Here is a 15,237-nt window from a genome sequence, read left to right as displayed (position 1 = left end):
AATGGGAATATATTGGCATGCAATCATATGACGTGGTAATCGCCGGTGGCGGAATGGTCGGTCTGGCGCTGGCCTGTGGCTTACAGGGCAGTGGCTTGCGCATCGCTATTCTGGAGCATCAGCCCGCACCAGAACCTCTCACTGCACCGCTGACTGATGAGTTGGCGCTACGTGTCTCGGCGATCAATGCTGCCAGTGAGCGCTTATTGAAAAAAATAGGGGTATGGGACAGCATTTTGGCGCTACGGGCCAGCCCCTATGGCGGCATGGAAGTGTGGGACCAAGACAGTTTTGGCAAAATAGCGTTTCATGCTGATGAATATGGCTTCAGCCATCTCGGTCATATCATTGAGAACCGAGTGATTCAGCAGGCGCTATGGCAGCGTGCCAGCCAATTAGCTGAGGTTACGCTGTTGGCACCGGCCAGCCTCAAACAGGTGGCATGGGGTGAAAGCGAAGCTTTTATCACGCTAACTGATGACCGTATGCTCAGTGCGCGGCTGGTGGTTGGGGCCGATGGCGCTAACTCATGGTTGCGCCAGCATGCGGATATCCCGCTGACTTTTTGGGACTATGCCCACCATGCGCTGGTAGCGACCATCCGCACGGAAGAAGCACATCAGGCAACGGCGCGTCAGGTATTTCATGGTGATGGTATTCTGGCTTTCCTGCCGTTTAGCTCCCCACACTTGAGTTCGATAGTCTGGTCACTTCCTCCTGAGCGTGCTGCCGAGTTAGCTGCGCTACCTGCCGAGCAATTCAACCGCGAACTGGGCATGGCGTTTGATATGCGTTTGGGGCAATGCCGGCTTGAGAGTGAGCGCCAGACCTTCCCGCTGATGGGGCGCTATGCACGTAGCTTCGCGGCACACCGGTTGGCGCTGGTGGGGGATGCTGCCCATACTGTGCATCCGTTGGCCGGGCAGGGCGTCAATCTGGGCTTTATGGATGCCGCTGAGTTAGTCTCTGAGCTGCGCCGTTTACAGCGCCAAGGCAAAGATATCGGTCAGCATCTCTATCTGCGGCGTTATGAACGTCGCCGCAAGCACAGTGCTGCGGTGATGCTTGCCAGTATGCAGGGTTTCCGCTCCCTGTTTGCGGGCAGTAACCCTGCCAAAAAGCTCCTGCGTGATATTGGCTTAACGCTGGCTGATAACTTGCCGGGGATAAAACCACCGTTAGTGCGGCAGGCCATGGGATTACATGATTTACCCGATTGGCTAGATGAGTAGTCTTGTGAGTCACTAAACCTCCCTCAGTTGAAATAATCTAATTTCAGCCCTATTTTCGCATTAGTTTTTCTCACTGATAACCAAAGCCTGAAAAGTTGAAACTGACAGGGTTTTGGTTATTTGGTTATATAACATCGCAATTTTCACTGATTAATTGTTAATAATGTGCCTCTGTGCGCATTTTTTCAGTGGAAAACTCTGCACAATACCCCTGCCTTTTGTCCTCTTAGGGCGTGCTATTGCCTATTTTAGCTTATGGTTACCTGATGAGTTCGGTGATAACGTTGGGCAAAAGGTATCGTTTGCGTAACGGTATTCATGCCTGTTTATTAGGGGGGTGAAGCCGGTATAAAACACTCATGACATGTTATAGCCAAAGCAATTGGAGTTGTAGGTAGGCGGCAAGCGAATGAATTCCCGATGAGCTTACACCAGTAAGTGATTCGGGTGAATGAACGTAGCCAACGCCCCTACGGCTTCAAGTGCGAAGGGTATATTGAGGGAGAGTAGATGGCTAAGCAGACCCCGCTGTATGATCAGCACGTAGCGTGCGGTGCGCGCATGGTAGATTTTCATGGCTGGATGATGCCATTGCATTATGGTTCCCAAATCGACGAGCACCATATCGTGCGTCAAGATGCCGGTATGTTCGATGTCTCTCATATGACTATCGTTGATCTGCACGGTGCCCGTACCCGTGAGTTCCTGCGTTACCTGTTAGCCAACGACGTTGCCAAACTAACCCAACCGGGCAAAGCCCTTTACACCGGGATGCTGAATGCGTCCGGCGGTGTTATCGATGACTTGATTGTCTATTTCCTGCAAGAAGACTATTTCCGCTTAGTGGTTAACTCCGCTACCCGTGACAAAGATCTGGCCTGGATAATCCAGCATGCTGAACCTTACCAGGTTGAAGTGACGGTGCGTGACGATCTTGCCCTGGTGGCGGTACAAGGCCCAACGGCTCAACAGAAAGTGGCTACTTTACTGACTCCTGAGCAGCAGCAGGCGATCGCGGGCATGAAACCATTCTTTGGTATTCAAACGGGTGATTTCTTTATCGCGACTACCGGTTATACCGGTGAATCAGGGTATGAAATCGCACTGCCAAAAGAGCAAGTTGTTGAATTTTGGCAGCAATTGCTCGCCGCTGGGGTGAAGCCTGCGGGTCTTGGTGCGCGTGATACTTTGCGTCTGGAAGCGGGTATGAACCTTTACGGTCAGGAAATGGATGAAGGTGTTTCTCCGTTAGCCGCCAATATGGGCTGGACGGTAGCCTGGTTGCCAGAAGACCGTCAGTTTATCGGCCGCGAAGCACTGGAAAAGCAACGTGCGGACGGAACTGAGCAACTGGTCGGCTTGATCATGACCGAAAAAGGCGTATTACGTAATGAGTTGCCCGTGCATTTTTCTGATGCGCTGGGTAACTCACATGTCGGTGTGATAACCAGTGGTTCATTCTCGCCTACATTGGGTTTCAGCATTGCGCTGGCCCGTGTGCCTGCGGGAATTGGTGAGAGTGCGGTGGTTCAAATCCGCAACCGTGAAATGCCAGTGCGGGTCACAAAACCCGGTTTTGTGCGGGCGGGTAAGCCGGTCGCGCTGTAAGTCTTCCGAATTATAAGAGCCTAAACTTTTGGCTCTATCTCTTTTTAAGGAGCAGCAATGAGCAATGTACCAGCAGAGTTAAAATATGCGTCATCTCATGAGTGGGTTCGTGCCGATGGCGATGGCATCTATAGCATCGGTATCACTGAGCATGCGCAAGAGCTACTGGGCGACATGGTGTTTGTTGATTTGCCTGAAGTGGGCAGTGAAGTTTCAGCTGGTAGTGATTGTGCTGTTGCTGAATCAGTTAAAGCGGCTTCCGACATTTATGCCCCGATCAGCGGCGAAATTGTTGCGGTTAATACTGAGCTGGAAAGCTCACCAGAACTGGTCAACAGCGCACCTTATACCGATGGTTGGCTGTTCAGCATCAAAGCCTCTGATGAAGGTGAGCTGGCAGGTTTGTTAGATGCCGAGGCGTATTTGGCGACCATTGAAGAATAAATGAAAAAAAGCCTGAGGTGAGTGAAGTGCAATGAGCTAAGGGTTGACCACGTCTACGGGCGTTCCGGTGGCTTACGCCACTACGACCCGAACGACGTGTTTCCCCTTAGTTCGGCTTTGTGAGTATTTCTAAAACCTCTCCAAGGCGCGGTTAATCTCAAATATCTCCCGTCCCATGACCTATTCAGGAATGTGTAGCAAATGACTCAGAATCTCAGCCAGCTTGAACATAACGATGCTTTTATTCAGCGCCATATCGGCTCCTCTGCTGAACAACAGCAACAGATGTTGGCCGCCATTGGTGCCAACTCGTTAAGTACATTGATCCAGCAGATTGTTCCGGCAGATATCCAATTGCCAAGCCCACCACAAGTGGGTGATGCCGCCACTGAACACCAGGCGCTGGCGGAACTTAAAGGGATTGCCAGCCAGAATCAGCGCTATAAATCCTACATCGGCATGGGCTACAGCCCGGTACTGACCCCGCCGGTTATCCTGCGTAATATGCTGGAGAACCCAGGCTGGTACACCGCTTACACACCTTATCAGCCCGAAGTTTCTCAGGGCCGCCTTGAAGCGCTGTTGAATTTCCAGCAATTGACACAAGACCTGACGGGGTTGGATCTGGCTTCTGCCTCTTTGCTGGATGAGGCTACTGCTGCGGCAGAATCGATGGCATTAGCCAAGCGAGCCAGTAAGCTGAAGGACGCTAATCGCTTCTTTGTGGCTGATGATGTTCATCCACAAACGCTGGATGTGGTGCGAACTCGCGCTGAAACTTTTGGTTTTGAAGTGATTGTCGACCGCGCTGAAAAAGTGCTGGAGCTGGATGGTGTTTTTGGTGTGTTGCTGCAACAAGTAGGCACCACTGGTGAACTGCATGACTACAGCGCGCTGCTGTCTGAACTGAAAAAACGTAAAATCATTACCAGCGTGGCTGCCGATATTATGGCGCTGGTGCTGTTGACTGCGCCGGGGACACAAGGTGCCGATGTGGTATTTGGCTCCGCTCAGCGCTTTGGTGTGCCGATGGGGTATGGCGGCCCACATGCTGCATTCTTTGCCTGCCGTGACGAATTTAAACGCTCGATGCCGGGCCGCATTATTGGGGTATCACGCGACGCTGCCGGTAATACTGCGTTGCGTATGGCGATGCAGACCCGTGAGCAACATATTCGCCGCGAGAAAGCTAACTCCAACATCTGTACCTCACAGGTGCTACTGGCCAATATTGCCAGCCTGTATGCGGTTTATCATGGCCCGCAGGGCTTGCAGCGTATCGCTGGCCGTATTCACCGGATGACCGATATCCTGGCTGCGGGTTTGCAACAAGTAGGCCTGAGTCTCCGTTTCCAGCACTGGTTCGATACCCTGACAGTTGAAGTCAAAGACAAAGCTACGGTATTGGCTCGTGCATTGAGTTTTGGTATTAACCTGCGTACTGACATTCATGGCGCTGTGGGTATCACGCTGGATGAAACCACCTCCCGCGAAGATATTCAGGCCCTTTTTGCCCTGTTAGCCGGTGATAGCCACGGCCTGGATATTGACCAGCTTGACGCAAAAGTCAGCCAGAGCAGCCAGTCGATACAGGCTACGATGCTGCGCCAAGAGCCGATTCTGACCCATCCGGTATTCAATCGTTACCACAGCGAAACCGAAATGATGCGTTATATGCATCGTTTAGAGCGCAAAGATTTGGCACTGAATCAGGCGATGATCCCGTTGGGTTCTTGTACCATGAAGTTGAACGCTGCCGCCGAGATGATCCCGATTACCTGGCCGGAATTCGCTGAGTTACACCCATTCTGCCCGCCGGAGCAAGCGGCCGGTTATCAGCAGATGATTGGTCAACTGTCACAATGGTTGGTGCAACTGACGGGTTATGACGCAGTGTGTATGCAACCAAACTCAGGTGCGCAGGGAGAGTATGCCGGTTTGCTGGCTATCCGCCGTTACCACGAAAGTCGCAATCAGGCGAGTCGCCATATCTGCTTAATACCAAGCTCAGCCCACGGCACTAACCCCGCGTCAGCACAAATGGCCGGTATGTCGGTGGTGGTGGTAGCCTGTGATAAGCAAGGCAATATCGATTTACATGACTTGCGCCAAAAGGCAGAAGACGCGGGTGATGAGTTGTCTTGCATTATGGTGACCTACCCGTCAACCCACGGCGTGTATGAAGAAACCATCCGTGAAGTTTGCCAAATCGTTCATCAGTTTGGCGGGCAAGTTTATCTGGATGGCGCGAACATGAATGCGCAGGTTGGCATCACTACGCCGGGTTATATCGGGGCTGATGTATCGCATCTTAACTTGCACAAAACTTTCTGTATCCCACATGGCGGTGGCGGACCAGGCATGGGGCCAATTGGCGTCAAAGCCCATTTGGCACCTTTTGTGCCCGGTCACAGTGTGGTGCAAATCGACGGTATGACCACTCAGCAAGGTGCCGTTTCAGCCGCGCCATTTGGTAGTGCATCAATTTTACCTATCAGTTGGATGTATATTCGCATGATGGGCGCTGATGGCTTGAAGCAAGCCAGTCAGGTGGCTATTTTGAATGCCAACTACATCGCTACCCGCCTGAAAGCCGCCTATCCGGTGTTGTATACCGGTCACGATGGCCGTGTGGCACATGAGTGTATTCTGGATATTCGTCCGCTAAAAGAGGCGACCGGTATCAGTGAAATGGATATCGCTAAACGCATGATCGATTTCGGTTTTCACGCGCCGACCATGTCGTTCCCGGTTGCCGGAACACTGATGGTGGAGCCGACAGAATCAGAAAGCAAAGTGGAACTGGACCGCTTTATCGATGCGATGTTAGCGATTCGTAGCGAGATTGACAAAGTGGCCCAAGGCGAATGGCCGCTGGAAGACAACCCGCTGGTGAATGCGCCTCATACTCAGGCGGAGCTGGTGGGGGACTGGCAGCACCCTTACAGCCGTGAGCTGGCTGTGTTCCCGGTTGCAGGTGTGATGGAGAACAAATACTGGCCAGCGGTGAAACGTTTGGATGATGTGTACGGCGACCGTAATCTGTTCTGCTCATGTGTCCCAATTGCTGATTATGAGTAATTTAAAATAGAGATAAGTTGTGCATGAATCTGAGGGTCGCGTATGCGGCCCTTTTGCTATGTTGATTATCTCGCCAGTATTGGCATGCTAGTTTGGCAACTCTTTATCGCAGCATAGGGAACCGGGATATGAATAAGAAAGTTGCATTAGTGACGGGCGGCAGCCGGGGAATTGGTCGTGCGACCGCATTGCTGTTGGCAAAACATGGTTATCGGGTGGCGGTCAATTATATCAATGACCAGCAGGCCGCGCGGCAGGTGGTGGCGGAGATAGCGGCTGCGGGAGGGTTGGCGATTGCGTTACAGGCGGATATTGCTGATGAATCACAGGTTGTGGCGCTGTTTGAACAACTTGAGGCGCAACTGGGGCCAATCAGTGCATTAGTGAATAATGCCGGTATTCTGTTCCCACAAACCAGTATTGAAGGCTTGACCGCCGAACGTATTAACCGAGTGCTAACGACCAATGTGACAGGGTATTTCTTATGCAGTCGCGAGGCGGTTAAACGCATGGCTATGCGCCATGGTGGGGCAATTGTTAATGTTTCTTCTGCCGCGTCCCGCCTTGGTGCGCCGGGGGAATATTTGGATTATGCGGCCTCCAAAGGGGCTATTGATACACTGACCATCGGTTTGTCGCTGGAGGTGGCGGCTGAGGGGATTAGGGTTAACGGGGTACGGCCAGGTGTTATCTATACCGATATCCATGCCAGTGGTGGTGAACCCGGGCGGGTTGACCGGATCCAAAGCTTGTTACCCATGAAACGGGGTGGTCACCCACATGAAGTTGCTGAGGCGATTGTTTGGTTGCTGTCAGACTGTGCCTCTTATGTCACCGGCAGTGTATTGGACCTGGCGGGCGGAAAATAAAACAGATGCGGTTTGCCAGTCGATTGACATAGCTGGCCTAACCGCATGTACTTCAACATGATTATTTCAGCCAGCCCTTTTGCTGCGCAGCCTGTAACTGGGGCAGTAAATATTGCCAGATCTGAGGATAGCGCTCAGCGACTCGTTGGTTGCGATCCAGCACTTGTTGCAAACGGATACCATTTTCTATCCAGCTTTGCCCTTCGGTATGCAGGTTAATCAGCATTGGCAAAATGCGGTCCAGCACGGTCGCAAAGCACGCATCGGCGGTTTCTTCTGCTTCATATTCGTCCCACAGCGCGGTAAATTGCGCGTTTAAAGCGGGAGGGAGCATACCGAATAACCGTTTAGCCGCGGCCACTTCTTGTTCATGAATGGCGGCTCTGGCGGCCAAATCATAAACGATGACATCACCGGCATCGATTTCAACAATATCGTGCAGCAGTGCCATTTGAATTACGCGGTTGATATCAACATCCGGGCCTGCATAGGGGGCCAGACTCATTGCCGCCACCGCAAAATGCCAACTGTGCTCAGCGGAGTTTTCCTGCCGTAAGCTGGCAATCACTTTGGTGCGGCGCTGTATATCTTTTAGCTTATCAACTTCCATCAGAAACTGGACAGTCTCGGTCAGGGGGCCAAAATCCAGAACTGGCAGTGTTAATGACATAACAAACAACCCTCAAATCAGATAAAGGTAGACCGGTAATACGTTACCTGATTATCTGCAATTACTCTGTTCTTTTTGCTTCATCTGGCGATAGACATGGCGAGTTACATGTATTGACAGAATATTTAAGCTTACACGTGTACACTGGAATCATTCTCAGTTAACCTGAGTGCAGTATATTTGCGCAATTGGCTACCTACCGTGCCGCTCATCGGGATTGATTACCTTGCAGCTTGACTGCAACGCCAATGTCTTTGGGTATACAACAGCTAATATTCAGGATAATAAGTATTGAATAATAAATCAGTTACACCCTCTGCTACAGTTACACCACCTACTTCTGCGGCCCCCTCGATATTGTCACCGGCCACAACGACCCCAGCCTATCCATGGGCAGAAGAGATAGCTAATAGCATTAGCCATGGTATTGGTGTGGTGTTTGGAATTATCGGGCTGGTGTTGCTTTTGGTGCAGGCAGTAGACAGTGGTGCTGATACCAAAGCGCTAACCAGCTATAGCTTGTATGGCGGCAGTATTATTTTGCTTTTTCTGGCATCAACACTGTATCACGCCGTGCCACACCGTAAGGCGAAGCTCTGGCTACAGAAGTTTGACCACTGTGCCATTTATATTTTGATTGCCGGCACTTATACCCCCTTTCTGCTGGTGGGATTGGATTCGCCACTGGCCAGAGGGTTAATGGCGGTCATTTGGGGGCTGGCGCTGTTCGGTGTGATATTTAAGCTGGCTTTTGCTCATCGATTTGAGGTGTTGTCGCTCGTGACTTACCTAACGATGGGCTGGTTATCACTGATTGTGATTTATCAGCTGGCGGTGAAACTTGAAATTGGCGGGTTGGCATTACTGACTATTGGCGGCTTGCTTTACACTTTAGGGGTGGTTTTCTACGCCTCTAAGCGTATCCGTTTCGGTCATGCTATCTGGCATGGTTTTGTGTTGGGTGGCAGTGTCTGCCACTTTATGGCGATCTATTTGTACGTTTGATGCTGTAGCCACATGCATAAATTGAGGCCGGATAACCGGCCTCTGGTTCGAGTAAGACTACTTCTCATCACTCAGTGAGTAGGGCAACGGCTGAATAGTCAGCACACTGCCAACATCATCGCGCACTCGTAGCACACTGTCTGCCGCCAGATCGTTGTTCAACACCGCCTGCACCCACACAGTGCCATCACTGAGTTGAATTGCGGCTAACACGGAACCGGTACGACGCCAGTTCTCACCTAATTGCCACTCTAAATCTTCACCGGCTGCCGGTACACGGCTGGCAGCACCCGCTAACCAGTACAGCGCGCGTTTGTTGGCTCCGCGGTATTTGGCTCTGGCCACCATCTCCTGCCCGGTGTAACAACCTTTACTGAAGCTAATGCCATTCAACGCCTGAATATTGGTGGCTTGAGGAATAAACTGCGCGCTGCTGTCAGTATCAATAATTGGCAAGCCTGCTTCAATATCCAGCGCCAGCCACTGTTTACTGTTGTTAAACTGCGCGCGGTCGGCCAGTGTTTCTACTAGTTGCTGGGCTTGCGCGGCATCAGTTACCAGCAAAAAACGCTCGGCGGGGAGTGAGAAATGCAACAGTGTGTTATTACCTTGCTGGGTCACCGGATGCTCGGCACTCGGTAATTCGGCAAAAACCTCAGCCAGCGCAGTTTTCGCCTCTGCCCCTGCAATGCCTAACAGAACGGCGTCAGGCTGTGCAGCAATAGCCACTTTAGAGAACACGGCATATTTCTTGAGTTCGCTTAACTGGTTATCCAGCAGGCTGCGGCGCTCAATAAATGCCAACCCCTCGCCACGATAAAATAGCCGCAGGTTGCTCCACATTTTCCCTTTAGCATCACAATGGGCGCACAGGATATGCTGGTCGGTGGACAGAGCATCGATATCCGCAGTAACTTGCCCTTGCAGATATTTCACTCGGTCAGCGCCAGTTAAGGTAATGAGCGCCCAGTCATCGAGCGAGATGAGTGTTAATGGCAGCCCGGAAGAGGCGACCGGTGGTTGTGCAGAGAACGGAGTGTTATGTGCCATGCTTACCTGCAAATGAAAAGTATCTGCCAATGAATAGCACCTGCCAAGGCGGTGCCGTGAGCTTATGTCCCAATGGTAAAATAGCGGAGTAGCTTTGCAAGCAGTTATTCCACGGATTGGTCATTATTATCCAATATCTAAATTAACCGACATCTGAGGTACAATGACCGCAGATTCTGCAACAGCATGTTAAAGGTGTTTGAAAAAAACAGCATTTGCTGAGCATTTAGCATCTTAAAATGACAATTCAACGGTGATAATCTTCCCGTTGGATGTATCAAATTGTTACTCTAGCAACGCACCGAATCAGGCGCTTATTGGCGGCCGGGTTCGGATAATATCCTTCACTGAGGAGTCAATCAGGACATGGAAATCGATAATAAGGCCCGTATTCACTGGGCGTGCCGTCGTGGTATGCGTGAACTTGATATCTCTATCATGCCGTTTTTTGAACATGAGTATGATGGCTTGAGTAATAACGAGAAGCAGGCATTTATTCGCTTACTTGAGTGCGATGACCCAGACTTATTCAACTGGCTGATGAATCACGGGGAGCCGCAGGATAGCGAGCTGCGTCAGATGGTCAAACTGATTCAAACACGAAATAAAGCCCGTGGCCCAGTGGCGATGTGATTTGCGGGTATCCTGGCACACTCAACTCTTCTCTTTATTGTCTCATGGTGTTTTAGTGATACTTACCTTGGTTGCGCCTTGGCCTCAAGGGTATACCGCATTGTGGTTGGTATTGCTGACGCTGGTAGTGTTTGAGTGTATCCGCAGCCAGAAAAATATTACGTCCTGTCAAGGCGAGATCCGGTTGAAACCCGGCAATTTGGTACTATGGAAAAGGCTCGAATGGATCGTGGCCAAACAGCCATGGATTACCCGTTATGGCGTGTTATTAAATCTACAGCAGTCGAGCAGCCGTTCAGCCCGTAAGCGGTTGTGGCTGGCCGCCGACAGTATGTCAGAAGATGAGTGGCGGCAATTATGTCAGCTATTGCGGCATTCATTTGGCTCAGATGAGGGGATGAATCAATGAAACCCTTAATCTGGCTGGTAGAGGATGAACCAAGTATCGCTGATACGCTGATTTATACCTTAGAAAGCGAAGGTTTTACCCTCCGGTGGTTTGACCGGGGGGAACCGGCGCTGGCAGCACTGGCGGATGGCCGGCCCGCTTTAGCGATAGTGGATGTTGGCTTACCTGATATCAATGGTTTTGACCTGTGCCGCCGTCTATTGGCGCGCGAACCCGCGCTGCCGGTGGTATTTCTTACCGCCCGTAGTGAAGAACTGGATCGCATTGTCGGGCTGGAGATTGGTGCCGATGATTATATTGCTAAGCCCTTCTCACCCCGTGAAGTGAGTGCCCGCGTGCGCACGGTATTGCGGCGCTTACAAAAATCACAAATTCTGGCCGCCTCTGCTATGGTGCATCAATTCGGTGATTTCACCCTGGATGAGGCCGGCGCGCGGGTGACCTATCATCAGCAGCCTCTCTGGCTCACCCACTATGAATATCTGTTACTGAAAACCTTATTACTGGCCCCCGAGCGCATATTTTCACGTCAGCAACTGATGGATATTGTTTGGGCGCAGGCAGAAGAGAGTCAGGACCGTACTGTCGATACCCACATTAAAACCCTGCGCTCAAAATTGCGTATGGCTTACGATGAGGAGTCACCAATCCGCACTCATCGTGGGTTGGGCTATAGTCTGAGTTACCGATGATGAAGAGTCAGCGATGAAAATCGGCGTGCGCTTACTGCTAGGTTACTTTCTGATAGTGGCCATTGCCGGTTATTTTGTTATTCGTATTTTCGTACAAGAGGTGAAACCTGGCGTCCGGCGCGCCACCGAAGGCACATTAGTGGATACCGCCACACTACTGGCACAGTTTGCCCGGCAAGATATGCTGCTGGATAACGTTGCCAGTGGTCAATTGGCACAAGCGTTTGCTTCGCTAAATTTGCGGCCAATAGGTGCCAATATTGAAGGTATTCGCAAGGATCGTAACGAATATCGCGTTTATCTGACGGATACCGACGGACGGGTGATTTTTGATTCATCGGGTAAAGCGGTAGGGCAAGATTATTCGCGCTGGAATGATGTTTGGCTGACGCTACGCGGTGAATATGGCGCACGCAGCACCCGTACCAATCCCGCAGATGAACAAAGTTCGGTAATGTATGTGGCGGCACCGGTCATTGCTGAAAACAAAATCATTGGGGTGCTCAGTGTGGGTAAACCCAATATTTCCATGGCGCCCGTTATCAAACGCAGTGAGCGTAAGATCTTGTTGGCTGGTGGTGTCTTGCTCGGTATTGCTCTGCTGATTGGCTTGGGCTTCGTATGGTGGATAAACCGCGCTATCGGCAAATTGGTAGATTACGCTGAGCGGGTGGCCGAGGGGCAGGTTGTGGCGCTGCCAGCGATCGGCAGTAGCGAGTTGAATGATTTGGCCCGCGCACTGGAAAGTATGCGTCTTAAATTGGATGGCAAAGCCTACATCGAACAATATGTTCACACCATGACTCATGAGCTGAAAAGCCCATTAGCCGCCATTACCGGTGCAGCTGAACTGCTACGTGAGTCGCCCCCGCCAGCCACCGCCCAGCGGTTTATTGTTAATATTGAGCAGCAAAGTGCACGCATCCGGCAACTAGTAGATAAAATGTTGGTGCAGGCACGGCTCGAGAGCCGGGTTGATTTACAATTTTCTCCATTGGATATCAGTCACATACTCAAGCAAACCTTCAGTGCGAAAGAGGCACAAGCTGTCAGCCGCGGTATTTGCCTGCAACTAAAAAGCGCCGATAGCGCAATATTAACCGGGGATGGGTTATTACTCAGTCAGGCGCTGACCAATCTGATTGATAATGCACTGGATTTCACGCCTTTGGGCGGGGCCGTGATACTCAGTGGCGATCGGCATGAGGGGGAGTATCTGATAACGGTTGAAGATAATGGCAGCGGTATTCCCGATTACGCTCAAGAGAGAATTTTCGACCGTTTTTATTCATTACCAAGGGCCGATAGCCCGAAAAGTACTGGCTTGGGGCTGAATTTTGTGCGCGAGGTGGCCGCTATTCATCGCGGGCGGATTTCGCTGGAGAACCGCTTGCCACAAGGGGTGAGTGCCTATTTAACGTTGCCGCTGGATGCCACATGATTGGCTGACTTCACCTTCACCTTCACTTCACATAGCCTCATTCTGCTTTCACTTCACTGACTTAAGCTGCTCTCCTGACCTTAAAAGGAGCGCAAGTCATGTTCAAGTCCGTACTGTTTTGGAAAATAGCCACATTGCTGGGCTTAATTCTATTGATGATGATCCCGAAAGAGATGCTACTGAACGTTATCTCTGAACGCAGTGGTTATCGGCAAAGTGTTATCGATAAAGTCAGTGACAGCACCAGCCGATCGCAGAAGATCCTTGGTCCGCTAATTGTGGTGCCTTATAGCGAATGGGTAGAAAGCGAAGTTGATGGCAAAAAAAAGAGAGAGTGGGTTAATCGCAGTCGCTACATACTGCCGGAGGTCATGACCGTTAGCGGTGCGCCGGATGTTGATGTGCGGCGATTGGGTATTTATAAAGCGCAAGTTTATCAGGGGGCGCTTAATTTCAACGCGCAATTTGACGCTACGGCATTGGACGACTTGATACATGACGGCGTCACTATCGGCAGACCGTCACTGGTGGTGGCGCTGAGCGATTCGCGGGGTATACAGCAAATTTCGCCACTCACGGTGGGCAGCCAAAAAATTAACTTCGAACCCGGTGCTTTCCTGGGGCGGACTGCGCAAGGTGTTCATGCAGAGCTTTCATTAGCGCAAATTCAACAGAAAAAATTTGATATTAGCTTTACACTGACGCTGACTGGCACCAATAGTCTGTCGGTAGTCCCTATCGGGCGTAGCAGTGAGCTAACCTTACAAAGCAATTGGCCGCATCCTAATTTTGTCGGCGAGTTTTTACCGTTGCAGCGCAAGGTGGACGAAAAAGGCTTTCGTGCCCATTGGAGCACTAACTGGCTGGCCAACAACATAAATATCAACTTTGCGGGTGATGACCCACATGTCGACTTCAATGAGTTACCCGCTTTTAGCACCAGCTTGATTGAACCGGTCGATCACTACCAGTTAACCGAACGAGCCATTAAGTATGCCATTTTGTTTATTGGCCTCACTTTCTTCAGCTTCTTCCTGTTTGAAAGTCTAACCTCACTGCGTGTGCATCCAATTCAATATCTGCTGGTGGGGGCCGCCCTGGTGCTGTTCTACCTAATGTTGCTGGCGTTCTCTGAACATCTTGGCTTCACGCTGGCTTATACTATCGCCAGTTTGAGTTGCAGCTTGTTGATCGCTATCTACCTGAGTGCGGTGCTGGGCGGGTGGCGGCGAGGCGGATTGTTTGCTGGTGGTATATTGCTGTTGTACGGGGTTTTGTTTGGCTTGCTGCAATCGGAAGACAATGCATTGTTACTCGGCGCAGGGTTGCTATTTATTATTCTGGCCGCAGTGATGGTGTTAACCCGGCATTTAGACTGGTATCAAGTGGCTAACCCACAGCTATTGACCGGGCAGAAATCGACCGAAGCCAATACCGATAAGACGGTGAATAAACCGGTAGCAGTAGAGGGCAGCAGTACCGACGCGTTTCGCTTATGGGATTGATATAACGCAAGGGATACAGAAGCGGGCACATCAGGTGCCCGTTTGGCTGACTACAGCAGCGCGTCCATCTCTAAGAGAATTTGATCACACCATTGCTCGATGCGCTCTTCGCTCAAATCGTATTGATTGACCTCATCCAATGCTAAACCAACAAAGTGTTTACCATCGGCGCTGAGTGGTTTTGGGCTAGTAAATTCAAACCCTTCCGTCGGCCAAAAACCGATAAACTCCACTCCCAGTGGGGCGATATGATCGTGCAGCATACCAAGAGCATCCAGGAACCATTCGCTATATCCGAATTGATCGCCCATGCCATACATGGCGACAATCTTTCCCTTCAGATTAAGCTGCGTTAACTGTGGCCAGATGGCTTCCCAGTCTTCCTGTAATTCGCCGAAATCCCAGGTAGGGATACCTAAAATCAGGATGGAATAGGCTTCCATTAACTGGGGGCTGGCATCCTTCAGGTTGTGCAAATCAACCAAATCTTCGCCAAGAATATCGCGGATTTTTTCTGCCACCATTTCGGTATAGCAGGTGCTGGAGCCGTAAAAGAGACCAATCTTCATGATGTATAGCCATAGCATTACTAATAAGG

Annotated in this window: 14 protein-coding genes; 11 read left to right on the top strand and 3 right to left on the bottom strand. The window is 50.9% G+C overall.

What is annotated here, in order from left to right; translation table 11 throughout:
- The first annotated feature begins 17 nt into the window (after positions 1-17).
- The 5 genes from ubiI to ACWJJO_RS18105 all read left to right on the top strand — a co-directional run bounded on the left by ubiI (position 18) and on the right by ACWJJO_RS18105 (position 7,234).
- Complete coding sequence (ubiI, locus tag ACWJJO_RS18125; RefSeq protein ID WP_372569591.1) at positions 18-1,232, top strand: FAD-dependent 2-octaprenylphenol hydroxylase; 1,215 nt, start codon at positions 18-20, stop codon at positions 1,230-1,232.
- 510 nt (positions 1,233-1,742) lie between these two features.
- Positions 1,743-2,840, top strand: coding sequence for a glycine cleavage system aminomethyltransferase GcvT (gene gcvT / locus ACWJJO_RS18120; RefSeq protein ID WP_083162747.1), 1,098 nt, complete (start codon positions 1,743-1,745; stop codon positions 2,838-2,840).
- A gap of 57 nt (positions 2,841-2,897) precedes the next feature.
- Entirely contained in the window at positions 2,898-3,284 is a 387-nt protein-coding gene (gene gcvH / locus ACWJJO_RS18115) for a glycine cleavage system protein GcvH (RefSeq protein ID WP_005193111.1), read from the top strand.
- 201 nt (positions 3,285-3,485) lie between these two features.
- The gene (gene gcvP / locus ACWJJO_RS18110; RefSeq protein WP_481091327.1) at positions 3,486-6,365 is read left to right on the top strand and encodes an aminomethyl-transferring glycine dehydrogenase; all 2,880 of its coding nucleotides are present in this window, start codon (positions 3,486-3,488) and stop codon (positions 6,363-6,365) included.
- Positions 6,366-6,493: 128 nt separating this feature from the next.
- Positions 6,494-7,234 (top strand): SDR family oxidoreductase, encoded by a 741-nt coding sequence (locus ACWJJO_RS18105; RefSeq protein WP_481091326.1) that lies wholly within the window; start codon positions 6,494-6,496, stop codon positions 7,232-7,234.
- 61 nt (positions 7,235-7,295) lie between these two features.
- On the opposite strand, the gene ACWJJO_RS18100 is transcribed toward ACWJJO_RS18105, so the two are convergent.
- A complete protein-coding gene (locus ACWJJO_RS18100) occupies positions 7,296-7,904 on the bottom strand; it encodes an HD domain-containing protein (protein WP_083162753.1) in 609 nt (202 codons plus the stop codon).
- A gap of 291 nt (positions 7,905-8,195) precedes the next feature.
- On the opposite strand from ACWJJO_RS18100, the gene trhA reads away from it, so the two are divergent.
- Entirely contained in the window at positions 8,196-8,909 is a 714-nt protein-coding gene (gene trhA, locus ACWJJO_RS18095) for a PAQR family membrane homeostasis protein TrhA (RefSeq protein ID WP_372569589.1), read from the top strand.
- Between the two features lie 57 nt (positions 8,910-8,966).
- On the opposite strand, the gene ygfZ is transcribed toward trhA, so the two are convergent.
- Positions 8,967-9,959: a tRNA-modifying protein YgfZ gene (ygfZ, locus tag ACWJJO_RS18090; protein ID WP_083164102.1), complete on the bottom strand. Its 993-nt coding sequence runs from the start codon at positions 9,957-9,959 to the stop codon at positions 8,967-8,969.
- Between the two features lie 366 nt (positions 9,960-10,325).
- Between ygfZ and sdhE the strand changes: the two genes are divergently transcribed.
- The 5 genes from sdhE (at position 10,326) to creD (ending at position 14,639) form a co-directional block, all read left to right on the top strand.
- Complete coding sequence (gene sdhE / locus ACWJJO_RS18085; RefSeq protein ID WP_083162755.1) at positions 10,326-10,592, top strand: FAD assembly factor SdhE; 267 nt, start codon at positions 10,326-10,328, stop codon at positions 10,590-10,592.
- Positions 10,573-11,001, top strand: a complete 429-nt coding sequence (locus ACWJJO_RS18080) for a protein YgfX (RefSeq protein ID WP_083162757.1) — start codon at positions 10,573-10,575, stop codon at positions 10,999-11,001. The genes sdhE and ACWJJO_RS18080 overlap by 20 nt, the downstream gene beginning before the upstream one ends.
- Positions 10,998-11,693, top strand: coding sequence for a two-component system response regulator CreB (gene creB, locus ACWJJO_RS18075; RefSeq protein WP_481091325.1), 696 nt, complete (start codon positions 10,998-11,000; stop codon positions 11,691-11,693). The genes ACWJJO_RS18080 and creB overlap by 4 nt, the downstream gene beginning before the upstream one ends.
- A 13-nt stretch (positions 11,694-11,706) precedes the next feature.
- Positions 11,707-13,134 carry a two-component system sensor histidine kinase CreC gene (gene creC / locus ACWJJO_RS18070; RefSeq protein ID WP_083162761.1) on the top strand — a complete coding sequence of 476 codons (1,428 nt, stop codon included), beginning with the start codon at positions 11,707-11,709 and terminating at the stop codon, positions 13,132-13,134.
- A gap of 98 nt (positions 13,135-13,232) precedes the next feature.
- On the top strand, positions 13,233-14,639 hold the full coding sequence (gene creD / locus ACWJJO_RS18065) for a cell envelope integrity protein CreD (RefSeq protein WP_481091324.1): 1,407 nt from the start codon (positions 13,233-13,235) through the stop codon (positions 14,637-14,639).
- A 50-nt stretch (positions 14,640-14,689) separates the two neighbouring features.
- Here creD and fldB read toward each other — a convergent pair whose 3' ends face one another.
- Positions 14,690-15,208: a flavodoxin FldB gene (gene fldB, locus ACWJJO_RS18060; protein ID WP_083162765.1), complete on the bottom strand. Its 519-nt coding sequence runs from the start codon at positions 15,206-15,208 to the stop codon at positions 14,690-14,692.
- Positions 15,209-15,237 lie beyond the last annotated feature (29 nt).

Source organism: Yersinia antarctica (assembly GCF_056636475.1).
The sequence above is the reverse complement of the archived record's forward strand: the minus strand, read 5'-3'. Positions and strand labels throughout refer to the sequence as shown.

Bases quoted from the DNA above. Each gene is read 5' to 3' on its own strand.
- creD (WP_481091324.1), top strand. From the start codon at position 13,233: ATGTTCAAGTCCGTACTGTTTTGGAAAATAGCCACATTGCTGGGCTTA.
- gcvP (WP_481091327.1), top strand. From the start codon at position 3,486: ATGACTCAGAATCTCAGCCAGCTTGAACATAACGATGCTTTTATTCAG.
- ygfZ (WP_083164102.1), bottom strand. From the start codon at position 9,959: ATGGCACATAACACTCCGTTCTCTGCACAACCACCGGTCGCCTCTTCC.
- gcvT (WP_083162747.1), top strand. From the start codon at position 1,743: ATGGCTAAGCAGACCCCGCTGTATGATCAGCACGTAGCGTGCGGTGCG.
- sdhE (WP_083162755.1), top strand. From the start codon at position 10,326: ATGGAAATCGATAATAAGGCCCGTATTCACTGGGCGTGCCGTCGTGGT.
- ACWJJO_RS18105 (WP_481091326.1), top strand. From the start codon at position 6,494: ATGAATAAGAAAGTTGCATTAGTGACGGGCGGCAGCCGGGGAATTGGT.
- ubiI (WP_372569591.1), top strand. From the start codon at position 18: ATGCAATCATATGACGTGGTAATCGCCGGTGGCGGAATGGTCGGTCTG.
- creC (WP_083162761.1), top strand. From the start codon at position 11,707: ATGAAAATCGGCGTGCGCTTACTGCTAGGTTACTTTCTGATAGTGGCC.
- creB (WP_481091325.1), top strand. From the start codon at position 10,998: ATGAAACCCTTAATCTGGCTGGTAGAGGATGAACCAAGTATCGCTGAT.
- ACWJJO_RS18100 (WP_083162753.1), bottom strand. From the start codon at position 7,904: ATGTCATTAACACTGCCAGTTCTGGATTTTGGCCCCCTGACCGAGACT.
- fldB (WP_083162765.1), bottom strand. From the start codon at position 15,208: ATGAAGATTGGTCTCTTTTACGGCTCCAGCACCTGCTATACCGAAATG.
- gcvH (WP_005193111.1), top strand. From the start codon at position 2,898: ATGAGCAATGTACCAGCAGAGTTAAAATATGCGTCATCTCATGAGTGG.